This is a genomic window from Psychroflexus maritimus, from assembly GCF_011089875.1.
Taxonomy (GTDB): Bacteria; Bacteroidota; Bacteroidia; order Flavobacteriales; family Flavobacteriaceae; genus Psychroflexus; species Psychroflexus maritimus.
In genome coordinates, this window is the sequence record NZ_JAANAS010000042.1 from 1 (window position 1) to 22,298 (window position 22,298).

Below are 22,298 nucleotides of genomic sequence, written 5' to 3' on the forward strand. Positions count from 1 at the left end.
AGGTACTATCTTTAAATCCAAACATTTTTTTAATTTTCAACCATAATTTTTTTATCTTTGATTTTACCGAGAGGAAGCATACTTTGATCACTCACTGGATGTTTACCTTGTATAGCCAAACTTTTTGTTTGGCTATTTTTTTCGCCTCTTTCAGAGGCGTACCGAGAGGAAAGCTCCTTCTCCTCCTCTTGGATATTTTTATTTCCTTTATTTTGATAATTAATATCAAAGGGTTCGTTTTTTTTCCACAAGTAATAAATTGTTAACAATAATTTTTTTTGAACAGCGACAATACCTTTCATTTTGATGCCTGTTCTTTCATAAACTCTAAGGTAAAGGTTCTTAAAAACTGTCCCTTCTGAACCTATTGCTATTAACGATGGCATGTGTAAAATTCGTCTAATCCTTGAGTTTCCCTTTTTCGATATTTTTGTCTTGCCTTTATGAGAACCTGATTGATTTTCTACAACATCATACCCAGAATAACTCACTAGTTGCTTGTAATTTTTAAACAGATTAAATCCATTTGTTTCTGCTATAACAGTAGCTACAGAAAGTATTGATAATCCTCTAACTGTGCAAATATTCTCTACTTTTAATTTTAGCTCCTCATCACTTTTTATGACTTCTTCGATAGCAATTTCTGTCTTTGTTTTTTGCTTTTCTAAGAAACGTATATGGCTTTTCATTTGCTTAATCACATGCTTGTTTGATAAAGCTGATTGTTCTTCTGCATGTAGCTTATTCTTTTCTACCGTAATCGATTCCTGAATGGATTGATACTGTCGTGTTAAAGACCTTAGGCTTACAAAAACATCTTTAGGTCTAATCCATTGAGATAAATTTTGTTCTGCCCCCATTTGTGCCAAACCTTTAGCGTCTATTTTATCATTCTTACTTTTTAAGCCAATAGATTGTAAATACTTTTTTGCTTTGTTTGGTAAAATAATAGAAACTCTATACCCTGCATCATCTAGATAATAAGCAAGTTCTTCGTGATAAACACCAGTAGCTTCTAAGCTAACAACTATTGGAATAGACTCTTTTTTTGTCCATTTATCAATCCATTTTACTAGCTTTAAAAAGCCTGCTTTTGAATTAGAAACACTACAAGAAGACTTAACCTTCACGCTTTGATTACAGTCTATCGTGCTTATACAAGCATCTACTTTTTTACTTGACACATCAAGACCTACTGAAAATTTTAAATTCATAATAAAAGTATTTTTTGCGTAATAATCATTAAAATTTTTCTCTAAGACTTTGCTCATGTAATACAATATCTATAACTAAATTATAGTATTTAGGTACTATTGAATCTTTAAGAAAAAGACTAGGATAGATTTGCCTTTATCAGCATTATCAATCAATGATTGTAACTAGCCCGCAAACAATTTGCTACCCTAGCTTTAATGATTTAACTGTTTAAAAATACAAAGATATGAGCCCGTAAAGTGAGCTAATTTAGTAGTATTGCCTTGGAAAAGCGACCCAAAGGAAGCTCTTGGAAAGGCTTATACTACTTATTAGCGCACTGCGGACTTGTAGCGGACAGCCCGTTAAAACGCCCTAATTAAATAGAATAAATTGAATGCACAATCTTAGTTTTTAGTAATTTTGTGGCATGAATAAAAACGATTGTATTATTGCTTTAGCAACTCCCAACGGAAGCGGGGCGATTGGTGTAGTGAGAGTGAGTGGGAGTGAGGCTATTGAGTTAGTGAATCCGGTGTTTTTCCCGAAGGGGAAGACCTCTTTGTTGGAACAGAAATCGCATAGCTTACAACTGGGGGTGATTAAAGATGGAGAACGAATTTTAGATGAAGTTTTGGTTTCAGTTTTTCGTGGAAATCGCTCTTATACGGGGGAGCCAGTGGTAGAAATTTCATGCCACGGAAGTGCTTTTATTTTGAAGGAAATGATACAGTTATTGATTCGGAAAGGGGGGCGAGCCGCTGAACCTGGCGAATTTACCCTACGTGCTTTTGTCAACGGCAAAATGGATTTGAGCCAGGCAGAAGCGGTAGCCGATTTAATTGCATCTGAAAATGCGGCAAGTCATCAATTGGCCATGCAACAAATGCGGGGCGGTTTTGCCAATGAACTGAGTCAGTTGCGAAAACAATTACTCAATTTTGCTTCGTTAATTGAATTGGAATTAGATTTTTCTGAAGAGGATGTTGAATTTGCTAATCGCGATGAGTTTCAGGCTTTAGTGATGAAAATTCAGAAAACTTTACAGCGATTAATTGATTCATTTTCAGTAGGGAATGTCCTGAAAAAAGGCATTCCAGTAGCCATTGTAGGCGAACCCAATGTTGGGAAATCGACTTTATTGAATGCGCTTTTGAACGAAGAACGAGCTATTGTAAGTGATATTGCAGGAACTACGCGAGATACGATTGAAGATGAGATTTCGATTAAGGGAATTGGATTTCGATTTATTGATACGGCGGGGATTAGAGAAACTGAAGACACTATTGAAGGCTTAGGAATTCAGCGTACTTTCGAAAAAATAGAGCAATCGCAAGTCGTTGTTCACTTACTTAATACCACTTTGCTTTTTGAAGACGGAAAACTTCATGAAGGACATTTGACTAGCATTAAAAAAGCGGTAACTGATTTAAATGAGAAATTTCCAAATCGTCCTTATCTTTTGATTGCCAATAAAGCAGATTTATTAACGCCTGACCAAAAAGTGGAGTTAGCAATTCATTTTGAAAAGCTTTTATTTTTATCGGCTAAGGAAAAAGAGGGGGTAGCGGAATTGCAAAACAAGTTATTGGAATTTGTAGATACAGGCGCCTTGCAAAATCAAGATGCAATTGTCACTAATTCGCGTCATTACCAAGCCTTATTAGGTGCATTAGAAGAAATTAATCGCGTACAAGAAGGATTAACCGCTGGATTGACTTCAGATTTGTTGGCCATTGATATCAGGCAATGCCTTTACCATATTGGTGAAATTACTGGAGAAGTGACCAACGATGAAATTTTAGGGAATATTTTTGCTAATTTTTGTATTGGGAAGTGATTTTTAGACTAATTTTTTCTTTGGTTTATCGAATCAACTTGAGAAATGCGAGTTGATTTGAGATGTTGATAGTTGTGGTTTTTAAATCTTAAAATGTCATGCGTATTGAATTAACGCTTTGGTTTTCAGATTGAATGAAAATAATTTATTAAATTCGAGTTTTGAATACAACTAGCTTATACACCTATTATTTATGTCCAATTAAAATCCTAAATACCATCACCGCAGATCTATCCGCTTAAAAGGATACGATTATACGCAAGAAGGATTGTACTTTATTACGCTTTGCATACAAGACCGAGAACCTATTTTTGGCGAAATCAAAAATGGCGAAATGCAGCTAAACGCTTTCGGAAAAATAGCCGATCATGAATGGCTCAACACTCCAAACATAAGAGATAACGTATCGCTTCATGAACACATCATCATGCCTAACCACATGCATGGCATCTTAGAAATCACCTTTCAAAAGAGCAACACCCCAGAAATCGGCGCATTCAAATCCCCTTCGCAAAGCATCGGATCAATTATTCGCGGCTATAAAATAGCCACGATAAAAAGGATTAAGGATTTAATTAAAAATTCTAATTCGGGCGAATTAAAAGAGGGAGATAAAAAGGAAAATTATAGTACGGGCGAATTGCAATTCGCCCCACCGGCGCAATTCGCCCCACCGGCGCAATTCGCCCCAACAGAGGGATTCGCCCCAACGGCGACAAAAAAAATCATTAATTTAGATTTCAAAATATGGCAACGGAATTATTACGAGCATATCATTCGCAATGAAAGGGCTTTTCGAAACATATCAAATTATATCATCAAAAATCCTAAGCAATGGGGAAAGGATAAATTTTATAAATCATAATAAGAACACTATATTTTCGTGAACTAAAGAGTTATGATTTAACTATCAAAAAGTTAGCAGAAGAGCTGAAAAGAAGAAGAATGGTGAAAACAATATTTTTATATTAAAGAAGAGTATAAAATAAGTGGAAATATTTTGATTTAATTAGACAAGAATAAACGATTTTAAAGAGTTAGAATATATAACAAGTAAATTGAATTTAGAAGCTAAGATAAATTAGTATTTAAGCATTAATATTTTTTTTAAACACTGATTTATTCTATATTTGTGCTCATTATAAGCACAAATTTTAGCAATATTAATTTAAATTAAATGAGCTCTATATAAGGCTTTTTTAGAGTGGGAATTATTCTTGGTAATTCCCTTTTAAAAAAATCTAAAACAATATTTTATTTAAGCTTCTGTAGATTTACATTTTATATTCGTTTCTAATTAATTTTAAAAATTATGAAAAACAACATAGCATACAACAATTTTTTAATAACCGGAGGAGCTGGCTTTATAGGAAGTAATATTGTTGAACACTTACTCAGTAATAATTGCCCACGGGTAGTTGTTTTAGATAACCTTTCTAACGGTTATTACAAGAATATTAAAGAGTTTGAAAGTCATCCGAATTTTGAGTTTATAGAAGGAGATATCCGTGATTTATCAATTTGTAAAAAAGCTATGCAAGGAATTGATATTGTTTTACATCAAGCTGCTTTAGGCTCTGTTCCACGCTCTATTAATGATCCAATTTCTTCTAATGAAGTAAATGTTTCAGGTTTTTTAAATATGCTTGTAGCTCAAAAAGAATCGAAAAGCGTAAAACGATTGGTGTATGCAGCTTCTTCATCTACTTATGGTGATTCTAAGGCTCTGCCAAAAGTAGAGAAAAACATAGGCAAACCACTTTCGCCTTATGCGGTCACCAAATACGTTAATGAGCTTTATGCTGATGTGTTTGCGAAAACTTACGGAATTGAAATTATTGGCTTGCGTTACTTTAATGTTTTCGGACCTAAACAAAGTCCAAATGGCGCTTATGCGGCAGTAATTCCATTATTCATGCAAGCTTTAAAAGACGAAAAAGCACCTACTATTAACGGTGATGGCGAACAAACGCGGGATTTTACCTTTGTTGAAAATGCCATTCAAGCAAATATAAAAGCTGCTTTCGCTCCAAAAGAAGCTATTAATGAAGTTTATAATGTAGCCTACGGAGAACGTATTAGCTTGAACCAATTGTGGAGCGACTTAAAAGAAATATCTGGCGTAGAAGTAGAAGCTAATTATGGTCCACCAAGACAAGGCGATGTGCGAGATTCCTTAGCGGATATTTCTAAAGGAAGAGAATTATTAAATTATCAACCTAAATTTTCAGTAAGAGAAGGATTAAAAATAACTTGGAAAAAATTTAATCAATAAGCTACACAAAACCCTTTATTTTTGAGATTTTCTATAAAAAAATTCATTAAAAGGCCAGATGATGAAGAAGTAAAATAATACACCTGCTAGGCTCAAAAAAACAAAAGCGGTTAAACATTGTGAACTAAAGAAACTGGTTTTTATTTCGCCAGATAAGTAATAGTTAATAATGCAATAAAATAAAAAAATAATTAACCCAAATCCAAAACCGTGATACAAGGAATAAGACCTACGGCCTTTTTTCCTTGTATTTTCCCAGTCTTTAATAAAGGTTGATTTTTTCAAATTAGTTAATTCGATTTAAATAATATTGATTCATTTCTCCCTCCCTTAGTTCTCTACCTTCAAAATTAAGCATTAATAGTCCTTGGTCTTTTAGCTTAAAACGCCAGTTATTTTTTTCAGAATAAAAAATTAGAACATTTTCTTTCAAGGCATAATTTCCCTCTTCAAAATAAGTATCCCCAGAACTAGAAGATTTAGCGTATTTTAAGTAATATTGTTTTTTGTCTAATGCGATTTTAAAATAAATCATCTCGCAATCATCACATGGAAGTTCGCCACTGTATTCTCCGTAATAATCTACTAATTGCTCTTTTTCGTAAGCATCTATTTCTTCTTGCTCAGCTGGTTTTTTCTTAGTTGCCTCAGTTTGTTTTTTATCACTTTCACAAGCAATTAGCGTAATAAAAGCCATAAATAGTAAAGTAACTTTTCTCATAAATTAAGTTTTATAATTCTCAAATTTAGTAAAATATTTTAGTTTATTCAATATCAATCAGAATTCAGTTGTTTTTTTTGCTGATTCATGCCAGCAAAAAATTCGTACTAGGTCTTCAAAGAATTGACGAATTAATAGGCGAATTTTTTCTTTCTTCGCCTTATTAATAAGCCTCCAAAAACAAATAAAAAGGCTAGCGGAGCAATAAGATTAAATAGAGCCCAAAAGTAATTAGACTTCGCTAAAACTTCATCACTAATAGGAGTTAAAATAACAGGTTTGTTTCGCAAAGCCAATAAGGCATCATCATCCAATAAAAAATTAACGGTATTCATTAAGAAGGTTTTGTTTCCATAGGTTTCTCCTGTAAACGGCTGAAAACCTAATTCTTCGGGTTGATTTCTTCGTAACTTATTTTTCACCACATCACCATCGCTAATTACCACTTGTTGGGTAGGTAAACTTTTGTCTAAGTGGTTGGGGTTTTCAAAAGGCAGAACTCTGTTTTTATAAAGCGATTTAAATTCGCCTTCCAATAAAACCGCTAAGGCTTGATTAGGCTTAGTATAAGTTGAAAAATTAGGTTCTTTTTCAATAAGGTTTAAACTAATTTCTCGGGGAACACCTTCTAATTTAGTGAGTTCGGAAGAGTGGAGTAGTACAGTTTGATTAATGTCTGTTTTTAATAAATCAATAGGGTTAGCGAAATCAAATTGAACGCGCTCAATAGCACTAGTTATAGGGTGATTACCTGCTGGCGCTGCCAAGGGTTTATACATCCATGGAAAAGGATTAAATTGAGCCTGACTTCCGCTTCCTTGTGCTAAAATTATAGGCGCAGAATACAAATCATTTACTAACTGAGGATTAATTCTAACGCCATAATTAAAAAAGAAGTCGTATAAATCTAATTCTTTTGGAAAAGCTAAAGTGCTACCAGATTTTTTTAAACTGTCTTGTTCGGCAGTGACTTGTTCTACAAGCCACAAAGCTTTTCCTCCTTGCATTAAGTATTGGTCTAACGCATATTTTTCTTTTTCGCTATATTTTTTTTCGGGCTTTGCATCAATAATCAAATCAAACTCATTTAATTGCTCAAGTGTTTTATTGGGTTCATTTTCAATGCTTCTTAAGGTAAATGGCGCAATAAGGTAATAATCTCGTAAACTTCTAAAAAAATCGGCTATATACTTGTCTTCCAATTGCCCTTTTCCTTTAAGAACAGCAATTTTCTTGCTTCTTTCTTTCACAAGTTTACGAAGTCCATCACTAAAAGCATACTCTAAATGCTGAATAGAAGCCGTTAGCATTTCTTCAGTTTCGGCACCAATCTTTTTCTTTAGTAAAGGTAGGGGAAATTTTTCTCCTTGGTAGGAAGCTTCAGCCCATGGAAAAACTATTCGTTCGGTAACTTTTCCATTTTCAGCAATATTTACTCGCTCAGGAGTCATTCCTTGCTCATAAAATTTTTTTGCTATTTCTGTAGCATCTTCTCCGTCTTCAACAGGATTGACAAATTGAAAACTTATGTTAGGATTTTGTGCTTTGTATTCTTCAAGTAAGTAGCGGGTTTCTAACTGAAGTTGCTTGAATGTAGAAGGTAAATCTCCTGCTAAATAAACTTTGATTTTTAAAGGTTGATTTACTTCGGAAAGTAAACTTTTTGATGCTTCAGAAATACTGTACCGTTGATCTATGGTAAAATCAAATCGAGCAAACTTATTGGCGGCTAAAAAGTTAATCAACACCAAACCAATAACCACTATTATTAATTGTTGAATAGACTTTTTCATATTAGTTTTTTAATTTTTCTATGCGTTGATAGGTAATCAATAAAAACAAAAAGCTAACCGAAAGCATAAATAAAACATTTCGTGTATCTGCCACACCGCGACTTAAACTAGCAAAATGGTAATGCAAACTAAGGTATTCTAGACTATAAATTTCTGAGCCAAATAGTTGAAATGTGCTAATGCCGTGAAATGCATAGAATAAAATCAAACAAGTTACAACCCCCACTAAAAAGCTAGTAATTTGATTACTGGTGAAGCTTGAAGTTAACAATGAAATAGCTGTAAAGCAGCTGATTAATAAAATTAAACCTAAATAGCCTAAACCAATAGCTCCATAATCTATTAAATTAGAGCTCTCAGCTATTTGCGAAAGGCTAAAGATATAAAATAAACTTGGCAATAAAGCAAAAATACCTAAGACTAAATGCCCTAAAAACTTACCTAAAACCAATTGCCAGGTGGTGATGGGTTGTGTGAAGATAATTTCTATGGTTCCTCGTTTAATTTCTTCTGAAAAGCTTTTCATAGCCATAGCAGGAACAATAAAGATAAATAACCAGGAACTGAGTTCAAAAAAATTGACTAGTTGGGCGTAACCTGATTCAAAAATATTAAAATCGTTATTAATCCACCACAAAAACAAAGCGTTCATCATTAAGTAAACACCAACAATAATGTACCCTAACGGATTAGTGAAAAAACTTTGTAATTCCTTATAAAATATAGCTTTCATAAATCACTTTAATTCAACAAGTTGGTTGACTGACCAAGCTTCTGGCCGCTGACTAAATTTTACTTTTGTGTTTTTCCAAACATCGGCAAATAAATCTGAATTTCTATAATTATTCAGTTTTTTTTCAGATTCCCAAAAAGAGTAAGTAAAGAACAAACATGGATTTTTTTGATCTTGATAAAGTTCAAGGTGTTGACAACCTTCAAAGTTTCTAATCTTATTTTTGTTGGTATGAAATAGATTGAGAAAATTCTCTACCTCTTCTTTCTTAAAGGTCATTTTTACAATTCGTATAAGCATATTTAGCTAAAATTTATGTTGATGGTGCTCATGAGTTTTAACCCAAATAGACTTGAGGCACTTCCAACGGTGTTTAAATTACTTCGGTAAATGGCTAATTCTAAATAGCCTGAAGCATTATAAAGAGCTATTTTCTTCCCTTCTTCAACGCGTTTATCCTTGGGTTCGTTAAAGTTAATGGCGTCGCTATAACTATCATAAACTTGGTTAAACTCAATTCCTCTAACTTTAATTTTAATTTTTCTTCCTTTAGCTACTTGTAATAAGTACTTTTTGGTTACATTGGTAACAACGTTGCCAAAGTTATCAATGTATAAAACATGACCAATAAGTTGGTTTTTTTGTTCCAATAAAACAGGTTCAATATTTTTGATTTCCTTAATTGCCTGAATAGGCTTACCTATTACTTCAAGTGTACCGCCTCTAAAAATATGAGCTGCAACGCGAACAAAAACATCTAAAACAGTAAAATTAGTATCAATTGAATTATGAATATTAATTTCTACCATTTTTTCTGGCCTAATTTCCTTAGCAATTAAGGACATAATTCCGTTATTGGCACAAATAAAATAATGTCCATCTAAAAACAAAGCTAAATGCTTATTTTCTGGAGTTAATTCTGAATCAATACCAATAATGTGTATGCTTCCTTTAGGGAAATTGTGATAAGCATTTTTAATAATATAAGCAGCCTCAGTAATATGAAATGGAGGTACTTCGTGACTAATATCAACAACAGTTACTTGAGAAAGCTCAGAATATAAAGCCCCCTTTACGGCAGCCACCGAGTGATCTTTTGTTCCAAAATCGGAAGTTAAGGTAATTATTGGCATTTCATTTTTTCTTAAACTAAAACTAGCTGTAAGCTGAATTATTTTGTTTATTTTTGTAATGCGAATTTAATTATAATGTATAAATCTTCCGCCTTTGAATGAACTTATTATAGAACTTTCTGAAATTAATCCTAGTGATTTCTTTGGAAGTCGCAATGCAAACATTGAATTAATCAAGAAATATTACCCCAAACTCAAAATAGTTGCTCGGGGAAATAAAATCAAAGCTTTTGGTGATGAGGAACTGCTTGAGGAATTTGACCTTCGCATTACCTTGTTGGCCGAGCATTTTTCAAAATACAACAAACTTGACGAAGTAAGCATTGAACGTATTCTTACTTCAGATGTTAATGCGGAAGAAAACAAAGCTGATTTTGCTTCTGAAGTTTTAGTTCATGGTGTAGGGGGAAGACAAATTAAACCGCTAACGCCCAATCAAAAGAAATTGGTTGAATTAATGCGTAAAAACGATATGGTTTTTGCCGTTGGTCCAGCTGGAACAGGAAAAACCTATACAGGCGTTGCCTTAGCGGTTCAAGCTCTAAAAAACAAACAAGTAAGGAGGATTATTCTAACTCGCCCTGCAGTTGAAGCTGGAGAAAATCTTGGGTTTTTGCCAGGCGATTTAAAGGAAAAGTTGGACCCTTACATGCAACCGCTTTATGATGCTTTGCGAGACATGATTCCACATGAAAAATTAGAAGCTTATATAGAAAAAGGCGTCATTCAAATTGCACCAATGGCCTTTATGCGTGGAAGAACTTTAGATAATGCTTTTGTAATTCTAGACGAAGCTCAAAATACTTCTACAGCTCAAATGAAAATGTTTTTAACCCGAATGGGAAAACATGCCAAGTTCATGATTACCGGAGACCCAGGACAGATTGATTTGCCAAGACGAATAAATTCTGGACTAAAAGAAGCCCTTTTGGTACTAAAAAACGTAAAAGGTGTGGGAACTCTATTTCTAGATGATAAAGACGTTATCCGTCACCGATTAGTAAAACGAATTATCAATGCTTACAAAGAATTAGAAAATAATTAAGATGTCAACATTAGCTGAAAGCAATTTCAATTTTCCAAATCAAAAATCTGTTTATAAAGGAAAAGTTAGAGAAGTTTATTTTCTGGAAAATCATCAAATGATTATGGTTGCCACCGACCGTCTAAGTGCTTTTGATGTAATTTTGCCTCAAGGCATCCCTTATAAAGGTCAGATCTTAAATCAACTTTCTTGTTATATGTTGGAGGCTACTCAAGAAATTGTTCCTAATTGGTTAATAGCTCACCCAGATCCTAATGTTAGTATTGGTCTTGCCTGTAAACCTTTTAAGGTAGAAATGGTGATTCGTGGTTACTTAGCTGGACATGCTTACCGCGAATATGCAGCGGGAAAACGTGAAATTTGTGGGGTAAGTTTACCTGACGGATTGAAAGAAAACGATCGTTTGCCAAAACCTATCATTACACCCACCACTAAAGCTGCTGTAGGTGACCACGATGAAGATATCTCTAGAGAAGCTATTTTAGCCAAGAATATTGTTAGTAAAGAAGATTACGAAATTCTTGAAAAATATACCCATGAACTTTTTGAAATAGGAAGTCAAATGGCTAATGAACGTGGTTTGATTTTAGTAGATACTAAATATGAATTTGGAAAAACTGCTGAAGGTAAAATTGTAATCATTGACGAAATTCACACTCCCGATTCTTCACGTTATTTCTACGGCGATACTTATGAAGAATTACAAGCTAAAGGCGAAAAACAACGACAACTTTCTAAGGAATTTGTGAGAGAATGGTTGATAGAACAAGGATTTCAAGGTAAAGAAGGACAAGAAATCCCAATCTTACCAGAACAATTCATCAATGAAATTACCCAACGATATATTGAATTGTACGAGAAAATTACGGGTAAAAGTTTTATCAAAGCTGATTTAACGAATATCAATCAGCGTATTGAGAAAAATGTATTGAATTACTTCGATACAATTTGATTTTTATTGAAATTCAAATCACTCAGTAACCATACTTCGATACAATTTGATTTTTATTGAAATTCAAATTACTCAGTAACCATACTTCGATACAATTTGATTTTTACTGAAATTCAAATCACTCAGTAACCATACTTCGGTACAATTTGATTTTTACTGGAAAATCAAATCACTCAGCAACCATACTTCGGTACAATTTGATTTTTACTGAAATTCAAATCACTCAGTAACCATACTTCGGTACAATTTGATTTTTACTGAAATTCAAATCACTCAGTAATCGTACTTCGATACAATTTGGTTTTTCTGTGGAACAAAAAATTAATTCCTTACTTAATTGTCATCAAGGTCAAAATTTATTTATATTTTCAATTTTATAATTCGAAGTGCATTTAAGCTACAGATTAGGTAAATAATGATGGCAATGATACCTATGTATTCAAAACTATAGCCAAAATCAAGTAAAAAACCAAAAAGAAGGGGGCCTAAAGCGGTAGAAAAAACCATTACTGTAGTGAAAAGACTTCGCACAGAGCCAATAATTCGTTCTCCGTAAACTTCGGCCAAAGTAACATTTTTTAGTGTTGAGCCAAATCCATTTGTGACACCAATACCACCAATTAAGGCAATATACACCCACATTTCTGAAGAAACTAAGAGCATAGAAATACCAATAATTCCAGGAATTAAATAAATAGGGAAGAGGTTTTTGCCTGAAAATCGATCAGCTAAAAAGCCAGCAACAAGATTACTTACTGCGTTTCCTACAGCATAAGCAGTAAATCCACCGGCAATAAAGGCAGGCGACCAATCGTTGGCGATGCCTAATTTTAATTTGAAAAGCAAAAAACCTGTTCCAATGGCAGCAGCGGCTAAACTACTTGGCATAATCATCCAAAAAGCTTGGGTTTTTAAAATAGTAATTGGCCTTGCACTTTTTTCTTCTTCTTTAGAAAAAGGCTTAGGAATGTATTTTCTTAATTGCGAAAAATTAGAGTTTTTTCTTAGCAAGTAAATGGCATAAGGAATACAAAAAGCTAAAAAGCCAGCCGAAGCAACTAACGTAAATCGCCAGCCTATCCAATACATTGCGCCTACTAGTATAATTGGCAGAAAGGCTTCTCCAAAAGAATGACCTAAGGAAGCAAAACTAATAGCTTTGCCTCTTCCTTTTTCAAAAAATCTCGCCATACTGGTTATGGAAGTGTGTGAAAGCATACCTTGTCCAAACAAGCGCATTCCGTAAAGGGCAATAAATAAAACAGCAATATGGTAAGAAAAGGCCAGGAGTAATAAAAACACAATCAAACTTAGCATCACGGCTTTAGTAAATCTGGTTAACCTAACTTTATCAATAAAGCGACCTAACCAAGTAATGGTAAATGCGCTTAATAAAGTGGCTCCTGAATACACCGAACTAAATTCACCATCCGATAAATCAAAGGATTCCTGAATATTCGGTAGATATAATGAAATTACAAAGGTTTGCCCAAAACTTGAAAGAAAAGTTAGCAAAAACCCAAATCCAATCAAAAAACGATGCTTTTTTAAATAGCTAATCACTACTTAGTTGTTTAGGTGTTGATAAAATGATGAAGGCACAAAGCTATGTAAATGAAATTTAGCGAATAGGATGGATTTCAAAAATTAAATTAATAGGCTAAGCTTTTTCGGTATAAACTTGCCCGCGGTGAGGCTGTAGTGCATCTCTATGTTTTTTCATCGAAACCTCATCAACAAGCATGAAAGCTATATGGTGAATTTCAGAAATTTTTTCATCACCAACTACTTGCAGACTCAGTTTTTCTTTTTTAATGTATTCGTTTAAGTGAATGCAGTGATGGGTTGCGATTTTTTTTGCATCTGGGCCTCTAAAGTCCCAAATAAATTTAATTTTTCTGCTCATTATTCTTCGCCTAAAAGTTGGTCAATTGTTTTGGCAAGTTGAAAATCTTTTTGGGTTACACCACCTGCGTCATGCGTTGCTAAAGAAACTTCCACTTGGTTATACACATTGGTCCACTCTGGGTGATGAGCTTGTGCTTCGGCTTCAAAAGCTACTCGCGTCATAAAGCTAAAGGCTTCCTTGAAGTTTTCAAACTCTATTTTAGTGTGAATTGCATTTTCATTGTAAGTCCAATCAGACAAATTAGCAATTTTTTCTTGTATTTCTTTTTTAGATAATTTCATCACTTAAATTTTGAGTGAATTTAAAAAAAAGCATGGTAAAAAATCTTATCAACTTCATAAATGTTGCTTTTTATTTTATGAAGCTAAGGCCCGTTTTATAACCTTTAAAAAATCAGTAAATTTATATCTCTATATTCAATACCAAACCAATGGGCTATGGCTTTTTTGGTAATCACTCCGTGGTAGGCATACAATCCGTTTCTAAGTCCTAAATCAAAGCGAAGTGCGTTTTCAATACCACCTTCTTCACCAATATGCAATAAATAAGGAGTAAAGATATTGCTGATAGAAACGGAGGCAGAGCGTGCGTATCTAGAAGGTATATTGGGAACACCATAATGAATAACGCCAAATTTATTAATCACAGGGTGATCATGTGTGGTTATTTCTGAAGTTTCAATACACCCACCCATATCAATGCTTACATCAATAATTACCGAGTCTTGCTTCATTTTTTCCACCATTTCTTGAGTAACTATAATTGGTGCTCTGTTTTTACCGCGCACAGCTCCAACAACAACATCTGCACGTTTTAGAGATTTGATTAAGTTTTTAGGTTGTAAGGTAGAGGTGTAAATGTTTTGCCCTAATTCTTTTTGAATTTTTCTCAACTTAGTGAGTGAACTATCAAATACCTTAACATTAGCCCCCAAACCTAAAGAAGATTTTGCAGCGTAAAACCCAACCGTACCGGCTCCTAAAATAACTACTTCGGTAGGCGGGACACCGCTAATATTACCAAACATTAATCCGTTTCCGTTTGAAGTATTAGAGAGTAATTCGGAGGCAATTAATACTGAAGCATTTCCAGCTATTTCACTTAAAGCTTCAACCGCAGGATAACTACCGTATTCATCTTTAATAAAATCGAAAGCTAAGGCGGTAATTCGTTTGTCGGCTAACTTTTTAAAATAAGATTTTTCTATTGTTTTTAATTGCAGTGCCGAAATTAATGTAGAATGAGGGTGCATTAAATCCAACTCTTGAAGGCTTGGCGGTGTTACTTTTAGAACTATAGGGCAACCAAAAACCTTTGAAGAATCGCTTGTTACTTCAGCTCCTGCATCGCTGTAATTTTGATCGGTAAAATTAGCATGTAAACCTGCTCCTTTTTCCATTAAGACTCGGTGACCGTTAGCGGTAATTCCAGCTACTGCGTCAGGAGTTAAACAGACTCTTTTTTCTTGAAAATTACATTCTTTAGGAATACCAATAAACAATTCGCCTTTATCTCTTTTTAACTCTAACATTTCTTCCTGTGGAAGCAATTCTTTTTTGGTAAACGGGGTAGTGGGTTGACTCATTTTATGGTTTTAAAAACATCCTAAATTAACAAAAATTAAAAGAAAACCACAAACTTCTTTTAGAAATTTTTTAAATCGATCTTTCGTTGATTCGAATTGAGTAATTGAATATAAATAGCAGTGTGTTTTTCAGGAATTAAATTAGGAATTAATTCAGGCCATTCAATCAATTGCCAATCAGTTTCCTCATAAAAATAATCTTCAAAACCAATATCGGCTACTTCTTCTTCATTGTTAATTCGGTACAAATCAAAATGAAAAATTCTTCCCTTGGGGATATGGTACTCGTTCACAAGAGAAAAAGTAGGACTACTCACCACATCATTTGACTCTAAAAGTTGAACAATAGACTTGATTAGAGTGGTTTTACCTACCCCCATTTCGCCATAAAACAACAGGCTCTGGTGTTGCGCTTTTGATATGATTTCTTTCCCTATTTGATGGAGGTTATTAAGAGAATATTCAGCTGAAAAATCCATAATTCAAATTTACTTCGGCAAATATACACCAAATGGAATAATCATTTCTTCTAAAGAAACGCCACCATGTTGAAAAGTATTTCGATAATAATTAACATAGTAATTAAAATTATTGGGGTAAGCTAAAAAATAATCACCTCGTGCAAAAATAAATGAACTACTCATGTTTATACTTGGTAAGTGAATATCTTTAGGTTTTTTTACCGCATATACATCTTTAGCTTCAAAAGTCAAGCTTTTTCCTGTTTTATAACGAAGGTTTAAACTCGTGTTTTTATCGCCAATTACTTTAGAAGGCGTTTTTACATTGATGGTTCCATGATCGGTGGTTATCATTAATTGAAAGCCCATATGTTTGGCTTGCTGAATAACTTCAAGCAAAGGCGAATTTTTAAACCAACTATCGGTTATTGAACGGTAGGATTTGTCATCTGCAGCCAACTCTTTAATAACTTCCATTTCAGTTTTTGCATGCGAAAGCATATCAACAAAATTATACACTAAAACAGTTAAATCTTTATTTTTCTGCCGACCGAAATTTTCAACTAGCTTTTTACCGCTCCTAAAGTTTGTTATTTTGATATAATCGAAGTCAATATCTTTACCTAATCGATTAATTTGAGTTTCCAAAAATTCTTTTTCATGATTATTTTTACCCCCTTCTTCGGTGTCATTTTTCCAATATTCAGGGTATATTTTTTCCATATCAGCGGGCATCAAACCTGAAAACATAGCATTTCTAGCATATTGAGTGGCGGTAGGTAAAATACTAAAGAAGCTTTCTTCTTCAGTTTTTTTGTAGTATTTATTAATCTGCTCTTCAAATACTTTAAACTGATCGTAGCGCAAATTATCAATGACTACCAAAAGGGTTGGTCGTTTCTTATTTACTAATGGAAACACTTTTTTCTTAAGTAAAGTATGCGACAAAACAGGTGCTTCTTCGCCCTGTTTAAACCAAGATTCGTAGTTCTTTTCAATAAATTTAAAGAATTCATTATTAGCCTCTGTTTTTTGAGATTGAAGTATTTCTAACATACTTTCGTCATTAACTTGGTCTAATTCCAACTCCCAGTAAACCAGTTTTTTGTAAATGTCAATCCATTCTTGATACGAATTAATCATAGATAAATCCATAGCAATTTTCCTGAATTCTTGCTGATAATTAGAGGAAGTCTTCTGACTAACTAATTGATTGTGGTCTAGGTTTTTCTTTATGGAAAGTAAAATCTGATTAGGATTTACGGGCTTGATTAAGTAATCGGCGATTTTAGCTCCAATAGCTTCTTCCATAATATTCTCTTCTTCGCTCTTAGTAACCATAACCACAGGCGTTTGACTATTATAAGACTTCAGTTCGTGGAGGGTTTCTAACCCTGTGAGGCCAGGCATGTTTTCGTCTAGGAAAATAATATCGAAATTTTTAATTTTCACCTCTTCTAAAGCTTCAGTACCACTTTGGCAAGTGGTAACTTCATAATCTTTTTTTTCAAGGAATAATATGTGAGGTTTAAGTAAATCTATTTCATCATCTACCCAAAGTACGCTTATCTTAGTCATAATTGTATATATTTGCTTAAAATCTTATTCAGTTGAACAAAAGAAACAAACTTAAGATAATTAACGACCCTGTTTATGGTTTTATTACCATTCCTTCTGAATTAATTTTCGACCTAATTGAACATCCTTATTTTCAAAGATTACGCAGGATTTCGCAAATGGGCATGTCTTATTTAGTTTATCCAGGGGCTCATCACACACGTTTCCATCATGCTTTAGGTTGTGTTCATTTAATGCGAAAAGCAGTAAGTATTTTACGCTTTAAAGGAACTGAAATTTCTTCACAAGAAGAAGAAGCTTTGCTAGTAGCTATTTTATTACACGATATTGGTCACGGACCTTTTTCTCATGCTATGGAACACAGCATTATAGAAGGGGTGAGTCATGAAACAATTTCATTAAAGTTCATGCAATCTCTCAATGATATCTTTGGAGGTCGTTTAGATTTAGCTATTCAAATTTTTACTAAAAAACACCCTAAAAAGTACTTACAGCAACTTTTAGCTAGTCAGTTAGATATAGATCGTTTGGATTATTTAAAACGCGATAGTTTTTTTACAGGAGTAGCCGAAGGAAATATTAATTCTGAACGAATTATTACTATGATGAATGTTGCCGATAATGAATTGGTGATTGAAGAAAAAGGAATTTATTCGGTTGAAAAGTTTTTAGTGGCCAGGCGATTAATGTATTGGCAAGTTTATTTGCATAAAACAGGATTGGTAGCAGAACAACTACTAATTAAGATATTTAAGCGTGCAAAATATTTAAAAAATAATTCGGTAGCTGTTGAAAGTTCCGAAAATTTGGATTTCTTTTTGAAAAAAAATGTTTCAGAAAGTCAACTAAATAGTGAAATCTTGACTACTTTTTCTAAATTAGATGATTATGATGTAATATCTGCAATTAAGAAATGGACTACCCATAAAGATTTTGTGCTGAGTAACTTATGTTCTATGTTAATTGACAGAAATTTATTAAAAATTAAGCTTAAAAGTAAAGCATTGAGCAAAAATAAGATTGCTGAAAAGTTAAAGAAGGTAAGGGAAATTTATCAAATTAGCGAGGAAGAGGCAACTTACTTTGTGTTTACAGGAAAGACTTCAAATACGGCTTATCGCGCTAAAGAAGAGCAAATTAATATTCTTTACAAAAATGGAAAAACAAAAGATGTAGCTAAAGCAAGTGATCAATTTAACTTAAAAGCGCTATCACAACCCGTAGTTAAATATTATATATGCTATCCAAAATTTTATAATTAAGTTTTTTTTCTATTTTTGTCAAAATGAAATTTAAAGCAGAACAAATAGCAGAAATTTTAGAAGGCCAAGTTGTTGGTGATGGAAGTGTTGAAGTAGATCATCTTTCTAAAATAGAGGAAGGAACAAAAGGTTCCTTAACCTTTTTAGCTAATCCTAAATATACTTCTTATATATATTCAACCCAAGCGAGTATTTGTATTGTAAGCCAAGATTTTGAAGCACAAGAAGCGCTTTCTACTACTTTAATTAAAGTAGCTCAACCTTATGAAGCTTTTTCAAAACTACTTGATTATTACAATCAAGTAAAATTAAGCAAATCAGGCATAGAACAACCAAGTTACATTGATGATAGTGCAGTTTACGGAGAATCTGTTTACATTGGAGCATTTGCCTATATTGGTAAAAATGTAAAATTAGGCGATAATGTAAAGATTTATCCGCATGCCTACATAGGAAATAATGTTGAGATTGGAAATAACGTAATTGTATTTGCAGGGAGTAAAATTTATTCTGAAACACTTATAGGAGATTACAGTGTTATTCATGGAGGATGTGTTATAGGAGCCGATGGTTTTGGATTTTCTCCTAATGATGAAGGCGAATACAAAAAAGTACCTCAAATTGGTAATGTGATTATTGAAGATCATGTAGATGTTGGCGCAGGAACTACTATTGATCGAGCCACATTAGGCTCTACCATTATTAGAAAAGGAGTAAAGCTTGATAATCAAATACAAATTGCCCATAATGTTGAAATAGGTGAGCATACAGCCATAGCGGCTCAAACCGGAATTGCTGGTTCTACCAAAATTGGTAAGCATTGCTTAATTGGAGGTCAGGTTGGAATTGTGGGGCATATACAAATTGGTGATCGAGTGAAAATTCAAGCACAGACAGGAATAGGAAGAAATGTTAAAGACGATGAAGTCTTGCAGGGAACACCAGCAATAAATTACGGCGATTTCAATAAATCGTATGTACATTTTAAGAATTTACCTGAAATAGTAAAACAAATCAATAATATTGACAAACAACTTAATGAAAATGGGTAAGAATAAAGCCAAACAGACCACTATTAATAATGAAGTTTCATTAAATGGAGTAGGTCTTCATACAGGCAAACAAGTAAAGCTTACTTTCAAACCTGCTGAAGCTAACCAAGGTTATGTATTTGTAAGAACTGATTTAGAAGGAAATCCGCAAATTCCAGCAGATGCTAATCTAGTAACTTCCACACAAAGAGGTACAAGCTTAGAAAAAAATGGAGTAAGTATTAATACCTCAGAACATGTACTAGCTGCTTGTGTTGGTTTAGATATAGATAATGTAATTATTGAGTTAAATGCTTCAGAACCACCAATTATGGACGGTTCTTCTAAAGCTTTTGTTCAAGCCTTAGAAAAGGCAGGAAAACGAGTGTTAAATGCAGACCGCTATGAATTTGTGGTGCAAGATGTGATTTCTTACACCGATGAAGAAACAGGCTCTGAAATTCTTGTGATGCCCTCAGATGAATACCAAGTAACCACAATGGTAGATTTTGGTACAAAAGTGCTTGGAACACAAAATGCGTCAATTTCTAATATTTCTCAATTTAAAGATGAAATTGCATGTTCAAGAACTTTTAGTTTTTTACATGAATTAGAAGCCTTGTTAGAACACGGTTTAATTAAAGGAGGTGATTTAAACAATGCAATTGTTTATGTAGATAAGGCACTTTCTCCTGAAATTATGGAAAAACTAAAAGTAGCTTTTGATAAAGACGACATTGCTGTTAAATCGAATGGTATTTTAGATAATCTAGAACTACATCATCCCAATGAAGCAGCTCGACATAAATTGCTAGATGTTATCGGCGATTTAGCTTTAGTGGGAACACGAATAAGAGGTAAAGTTATTGCCAATAAACCTGGTCACACAATAAATACTTTGTTTGCTAAAAAACTTTCCAAAATTATTAAAATGGAAAAACGCAATAAAGTGCCCAAAATCGACTTAAATGCTTGTCCGTTGAAAGACGTTAACCAAATTATGGAAATGCTTCCGCACAGGTCGCCTTTCTTGTTGGTTGATAAAATATACGAGCTTACCGATACTTACGTGGTTGGCGTGAAAAATGTTACCATGAATGAACCTTTTTTTGTTGGACATTTCCCTGGTAAGCCTGTTATGCCGGGAGTTTTACAGGTTGAAGCCATGGCACAAACGGGCGGTATTTTAGCCTTAAGTACTGTTCCAGACCCTGAAAATTATTTGACGTTTTTTATGAAAATAGATAATGTTAAGTTTAAGCAACAAGTGGTTCCTGGAGACACCCTTATTTTTAAATTAGAATTGATTACTCCAATAAGGAGAGGTATTTGCCACATGCAAGCTTATGCATATACCAATGGAAAACTAGCTTGTGAAGCCGAATTGATGGCACAAATAGTAAAACAGAAAAAAGAAGACTAGATGAATCAACCTTTAGCATACGTTCACCCCGGCGCAAAAATTGCCAAAAATGTAGTCATTGAACCTTTTACAACCATTCACAATAACGTGGTGATAGGTGAAGGTACTTGGATCGGCTCTAATGTAACCATTATGGAAGGCGCTAGAATTGGAAAAAACGTAAGTATTTTTCCTGGCGCTGTCATCTCAGCAGTTCCTCAGGATAAAAAGTTTGATGATGAAGAGACCACTACTGAAATTGGAGATGGAACAACGATTAGAGAATGTGTGACCATTAATCGAGGTACAGTAGATCGAGGCACAACTCGCGTTGGAAAAAATTGTTGGATTATGGCATATTGTCATATTGCACACGATTGTATTGTTGGTGATAACTGTGTGTTTTCAAATAACTCTACCTTAGCTGGTCATACCACTGTAGGAGAATTTGCTGTTTTAGCTGGAATGTCTGCTGTGCAACAGTTTTGTAGCATAGGAAAGCATGCATTTATTACAGGAGGTTCTTTGGTAAGGAAAGATGTACCTCCTTACGTGAAAGCAGCAAGAGAACCTTTATCTTATGTTGGAATAAACTCGGTAGGTTTAAGGCGAAGAGGATTTGATACTGAAAAAATAAGAGAAGTTCAAAACATTTACAGAATTCTCTACCAAAAAAATTACAATAATTCGCAAGCAGTTTCCATCATTGAAGCTGAAATGGAAGCTACTCCAGAGCGTGATGAAATTCTTCAGTTTATTAAGAATTCGCAACGTGGTATAATGAAAGGATATTTCACAAATTAAAAAAACAATTATGGCAACAACAAGTGATATTAGAAACGGACTTTGTATTAAGTACAATCATGACATTTATAAAATAACAGAGTTTTTACACGTTAAACCTGGCAAGGGACCAGCTTTTGTAAGAACTAAATTAAAAAGCGTTACTACTGGTAAAGTAGTAGAAAATACTTTTTCTGCAGGTCATAAAATAGAAGAAATTCGGGTAGAGACACACAAGTTTCAATTCCTTTATCAGGAGGGTGAATTTTACCATTTTATGAATACCGAAGACTATACGCAAATTAGGTTGGTTGAAGCTGCTTTAGATCGCCCAGATTTATTAAAAGAAGGTGAAGTTGTTACAGTAATAATCAACACTGAAGACAATTTGCCACTTTCTGTAGAAATGCCTGCTAATGTTATTTTAGAGGTAACTCATACAGAACCTGGTGTTAAAGGGAATACAGCTACCAATGCAACTAAACCAGCCACTGTAGAAACAGGAGCTTCAGTTAATGTTCCTTTATTTATTAATGAAGGAGATAAGATTAAAGTTGAAACGGAAAAAGGAACTTACAAAGAAAGAATAAAAGAATAAAAC

The 22,298-nt window shown here is 33.7% G+C and carries 22 protein-coding genes; 10 read left to right on the top strand and 12 right to left on the bottom strand.

The features are described 5' to 3' along the window. Positions 1–29 precede the first annotated feature (29 nt). Positions 30–1,214, bottom strand: coding sequence for an IS110 family transposase (locus tag G7034_RS05820; RefSeq protein ID WP_166399234.1), 1,185 nt, complete (start codon positions 1,212–1,214; stop codon positions 30–32). 410 nt (positions 1,215–1,624) lie between these two features. On the opposite strand from G7034_RS05820, the gene mnmE reads away from it, so the two are divergent. The 3 genes from mnmE (at position 1,625) to G7034_RS05835 (ending at position 5,309) form a co-directional block, all read left to right on the top strand. Continuing rightward, the gene (gene mnmE / locus G7034_RS05825; RefSeq protein WP_166400031.1) at positions 1,625–3,034 is read left to right on the top strand and encodes a tRNA uridine-5-carboxymethylaminomethyl(34) synthesis GTPase MnmE; all 1,410 of its coding nucleotides are present in this window, start codon (positions 1,625–1,627) and stop codon (positions 3,032–3,034) included. Between the two features lie 334 nt (positions 3,035–3,368). After that, positions 3,369–3,899, top strand: coding sequence for a hypothetical protein (locus tag G7034_RS05830; protein ID WP_166400032.1), 531 nt, complete (start codon positions 3,369–3,371; stop codon positions 3,897–3,899). 447 nt (positions 3,900–4,346) lie between these two features. Next, complete coding sequence (locus G7034_RS05835; protein WP_166400033.1) at positions 4,347–5,309, top strand: SDR family oxidoreductase; 963 nt, start codon at positions 4,347–4,349, stop codon at positions 5,307–5,309. Positions 5,310–5,595: 286 nt separating this feature from the next. On the opposite strand, the gene G7034_RS05840 is transcribed toward G7034_RS05835, so the two are convergent. From G7034_RS05840 to G7034_RS05860, 5 genes are all read right to left on the bottom strand, one after another. Further along, positions 5,596–6,030, bottom strand: coding sequence for a copper resistance protein NlpE N-terminal domain-containing protein (locus G7034_RS05840; protein WP_166400034.1), 435 nt, complete (start codon positions 6,028–6,030; stop codon positions 5,596–5,598). A gap of 131 nt (positions 6,031–6,161) precedes the next feature. Then, the gene (gene gldG / locus G7034_RS05845; RefSeq protein WP_166400035.1) at positions 6,162–7,823 is read right to left on the bottom strand and encodes a gliding motility-associated ABC transporter substrate-binding protein GldG; all 1,662 of its coding nucleotides are present in this window, start codon (positions 7,821–7,823) and stop codon (positions 6,162–6,164) included. Position 7,824: 1 nt separating this feature from the next. After that, positions 7,825–8,556 carry an ABC transporter permease subunit gene (locus G7034_RS05850; protein ID WP_166400036.1) on the bottom strand — a complete coding sequence of 244 codons (732 nt, stop codon included), beginning with the start codon at positions 8,554–8,556 and terminating at the stop codon, positions 7,825–7,827. Between the two features lie 3 nt (positions 8,557–8,559). After that, complete coding sequence (locus tag G7034_RS05855; RefSeq protein ID WP_166400037.1) at positions 8,560–8,856, bottom strand: putative quinol monooxygenase; 297 nt, start codon at positions 8,854–8,856, stop codon at positions 8,560–8,562. Positions 8,857–8,858: 2 nt separating this feature from the next. After that, positions 8,859–9,689 carry an SAM hydrolase/SAM-dependent halogenase family protein gene (locus G7034_RS05860; RefSeq protein ID WP_166400038.1) on the bottom strand — a complete coding sequence of 277 codons (831 nt, stop codon included), beginning with the start codon at positions 9,687–9,689 and terminating at the stop codon, positions 8,859–8,861. Positions 9,690–9,783: 94 nt separating this feature from the next. Between G7034_RS05860 and G7034_RS05865 the strand changes: the two genes are divergently transcribed. Together G7034_RS05865 and G7034_RS05870 are read left to right on the top strand one after the other, a co-directional pair. Continuing rightward, positions 9,784–10,734: a PhoH family protein gene (locus G7034_RS05865; protein WP_166400039.1), complete on the top strand. Its 951-nt coding sequence runs from the start codon at positions 9,784–9,786 to the stop codon at positions 10,732–10,734. A 1-nt stretch (position 10,735) separates the two neighbouring features. Beyond that, the gene (locus G7034_RS05870; RefSeq protein ID WP_166400040.1) at positions 10,736–11,686 is read left to right on the top strand and encodes a phosphoribosylaminoimidazolesuccinocarboxamide synthase; all 951 of its coding nucleotides are present in this window, start codon (positions 10,736–10,738) and stop codon (positions 11,684–11,686) included. A gap of 360 nt (positions 11,687–12,046) precedes the next feature. Here G7034_RS05870 and G7034_RS05875 read toward each other — a convergent pair whose 3' ends face one another. The 6 genes from G7034_RS05875 to porX all read right to left on the bottom strand — a co-directional run bounded on the left by G7034_RS05875 (position 12,047) and on the right by porX (position 17,219). Next, entirely contained in the window at positions 12,047–13,249 is a 1,203-nt protein-coding gene (locus G7034_RS05875) for an MFS transporter (RefSeq protein WP_166400041.1), read from the bottom strand. Between the two features lie 97 nt (positions 13,250–13,346). Beyond that, on the bottom strand, positions 13,347–13,592 hold the full coding sequence (locus G7034_RS05880) for a hypothetical protein (protein ID WP_166400042.1): 246 nt from the start codon (positions 13,590–13,592) through the stop codon (positions 13,347–13,349). Next, positions 13,592–13,879 carry a 4a-hydroxytetrahydrobiopterin dehydratase gene (locus tag G7034_RS05885; RefSeq protein WP_166400043.1) on the bottom strand — a complete coding sequence of 96 codons (288 nt, stop codon included), beginning with the start codon at positions 13,877–13,879 and terminating at the stop codon, positions 13,592–13,594. The genes G7034_RS05880 and G7034_RS05885 overlap by 1 nt, the downstream gene beginning before the upstream one ends. Positions 13,880–13,980: 101 nt before the next feature. Further along, positions 13,981–15,180, bottom strand: a complete 1,200-nt coding sequence (locus G7034_RS05890; RefSeq protein WP_166400044.1) for an alanine dehydrogenase — start codon at positions 15,178–15,180, stop codon at positions 13,981–13,983. A 59-nt stretch (positions 15,181–15,239) separates the two neighbouring features. Next, a complete protein-coding gene (tsaE, locus tag G7034_RS05895; RefSeq protein ID WP_166400045.1) occupies positions 15,240–15,659 on the bottom strand; it encodes a tRNA (adenosine(37)-N6)-threonylcarbamoyltransferase complex ATPase subunit type 1 TsaE in 420 nt (139 codons plus the stop codon). A 9-nt stretch (positions 15,660–15,668) separates the two neighbouring features. Next, positions 15,669–17,219: a T9SS response regulator signal transducer PorX gene (gene porX, locus G7034_RS05900; protein WP_166400046.1), complete on the bottom strand. Its 1,551-nt coding sequence runs from the start codon at positions 17,217–17,219 to the stop codon at positions 15,669–15,671. Positions 17,220–17,251: 32 nt separating this feature from the next. On the opposite strand from porX, the gene G7034_RS05905 reads away from it, so the two are divergent. The 5 genes from G7034_RS05905 to efp are packed head-to-tail and all read left to right on the top strand — an operon-like array spanning position 17,252 to position 22,295. Next, the gene (locus G7034_RS05905; RefSeq protein WP_166400047.1) at positions 17,252–18,481 is read left to right on the top strand and encodes an HD domain-containing protein; all 1,230 of its coding nucleotides are present in this window, start codon (positions 17,252–17,254) and stop codon (positions 18,479–18,481) included. Positions 18,482–18,504: 23 nt separating this feature from the next. Next, positions 18,505–19,533: a UDP-3-O-(3-hydroxymyristoyl)glucosamine N-acyltransferase gene (gene lpxD / locus G7034_RS05910; protein WP_166400048.1), complete on the top strand. Its 1,029-nt coding sequence runs from the start codon at positions 18,505–18,507 to the stop codon at positions 19,531–19,533. Continuing rightward, entirely contained in the window at positions 19,526–20,935 is a 1,410-nt protein-coding gene (locus tag G7034_RS05915; protein ID WP_246166760.1) for a bifunctional UDP-3-O-[3-hydroxymyristoyl] N-acetylglucosamine deacetylase/3-hydroxyacyl-ACP dehydratase, read from the top strand. The genes lpxD and G7034_RS05915 overlap by 8 nt, the downstream gene beginning before the upstream one ends. Further along, positions 20,936–21,718 (top strand): acyl-ACP--UDP-N-acetylglucosamine O-acyltransferase, encoded by a 783-nt coding sequence (gene lpxA / locus G7034_RS05920; protein ID WP_166400049.1) that lies wholly within the window; start codon positions 20,936–20,938, stop codon positions 21,716–21,718. A 10-nt stretch (positions 21,719–21,728) separates the two neighbouring features. Next, complete coding sequence (gene efp / locus G7034_RS05925) at positions 21,729–22,295, top strand: elongation factor P (RefSeq protein WP_166400050.1); 567 nt, start codon at positions 21,729–21,731, stop codon at positions 22,293–22,295. Positions 22,296–22,298 lie beyond the last annotated feature (3 nt).

Bases quoted from the DNA above. Each gene is read 5' to 3' on its own strand.
- G7034_RS05820 (WP_166399234.1), bottom strand. From the start codon at position 1,214: ATGAATTTAAAATTTTCAGTAGGTCTTGATGTGTCAAGTAAAAAAGTA.
- mnmE (WP_166400031.1), top strand. From the start codon at position 1,625: ATGAATAAAAACGATTGTATTATTGCTTTAGCAACTCCCAACGGAAGC.
- G7034_RS05830 (WP_166400032.1), top strand. From the start codon at position 3,369: ATGCAGCTAAACGCTTTCGGAAAAATAGCCGATCATGAATGGCTCAAC.
- G7034_RS05835 (WP_166400033.1), top strand. From the start codon at position 4,347: ATGAAAAACAACATAGCATACAACAATTTTTTAATAACCGGAGGAGCT.
- G7034_RS05840 (WP_166400034.1), bottom strand. From the start codon at position 6,030: ATGAGAAAAGTTACTTTACTATTTATGGCTTTTATTACGCTAATTGCT.
- gldG (WP_166400035.1), bottom strand. From the start codon at position 7,823: ATGAAAAAGTCTATTCAACAATTAATAATAGTGGTTATTGGTTTGGTG.
- G7034_RS05850 (WP_166400036.1), bottom strand. From the start codon at position 8,556: ATGAAAGCTATATTTTATAAGGAATTACAAAGTTTTTTCACTAATCCG.
- G7034_RS05855 (WP_166400037.1), bottom strand. From the start codon at position 8,856: ATGCTTATACGAATTGTAAAAATGACCTTTAAGAAAGAAGAGGTAGAG.
- G7034_RS05860 (WP_166400038.1), bottom strand. From the start codon at position 9,689: ATGCCAATAATTACCTTAACTTCCGATTTTGGAACAAAAGATCACTCG.
- G7034_RS05870 (WP_166400040.1), top strand. From the start codon at position 10,736: ATGTCAACATTAGCTGAAAGCAATTTCAATTTTCCAAATCAAAAATCT.
- G7034_RS05880 (WP_166400042.1), bottom strand. From the start codon at position 13,592: ATGAGCAGAAAAATTAAATTTATTTGGGACTTTAGAGGCCCAGATGCA.
- G7034_RS05890 (WP_166400044.1), bottom strand. From the start codon at position 15,180: ATGAGTCAACCCACTACCCCGTTTACCAAAAAAGAATTGCTTCCACAG.
- tsaE (WP_166400045.1), bottom strand. From the start codon at position 15,659: ATGGATTTTTCAGCTGAATATTCTCTTAATAACCTCCATCAAATAGGG.
- porX (WP_166400046.1), bottom strand. From the start codon at position 17,219: ATGACTAAGATAAGCGTACTTTGGGTAGATGATGAAATAGATTTACTT.
- lpxD (WP_166400048.1), top strand. From the start codon at position 18,505: ATGAAATTTAAAGCAGAACAAATAGCAGAAATTTTAGAAGGCCAAGTT.
- G7034_RS05915 (WP_246166760.1), top strand. From the start codon at position 19,526: ATGGGTAAGAATAAAGCCAAACAGACCACTATTAATAATGAAGTTTCA.
- lpxA (WP_166400049.1), top strand. From the start codon at position 20,936: ATGAATCAACCTTTAGCATACGTTCACCCCGGCGCAAAAATTGCCAAA.
- efp (WP_166400050.1), top strand. From the start codon at position 21,729: ATGGCAACAACAAGTGATATTAGAAACGGACTTTGTATTAAGTACAAT.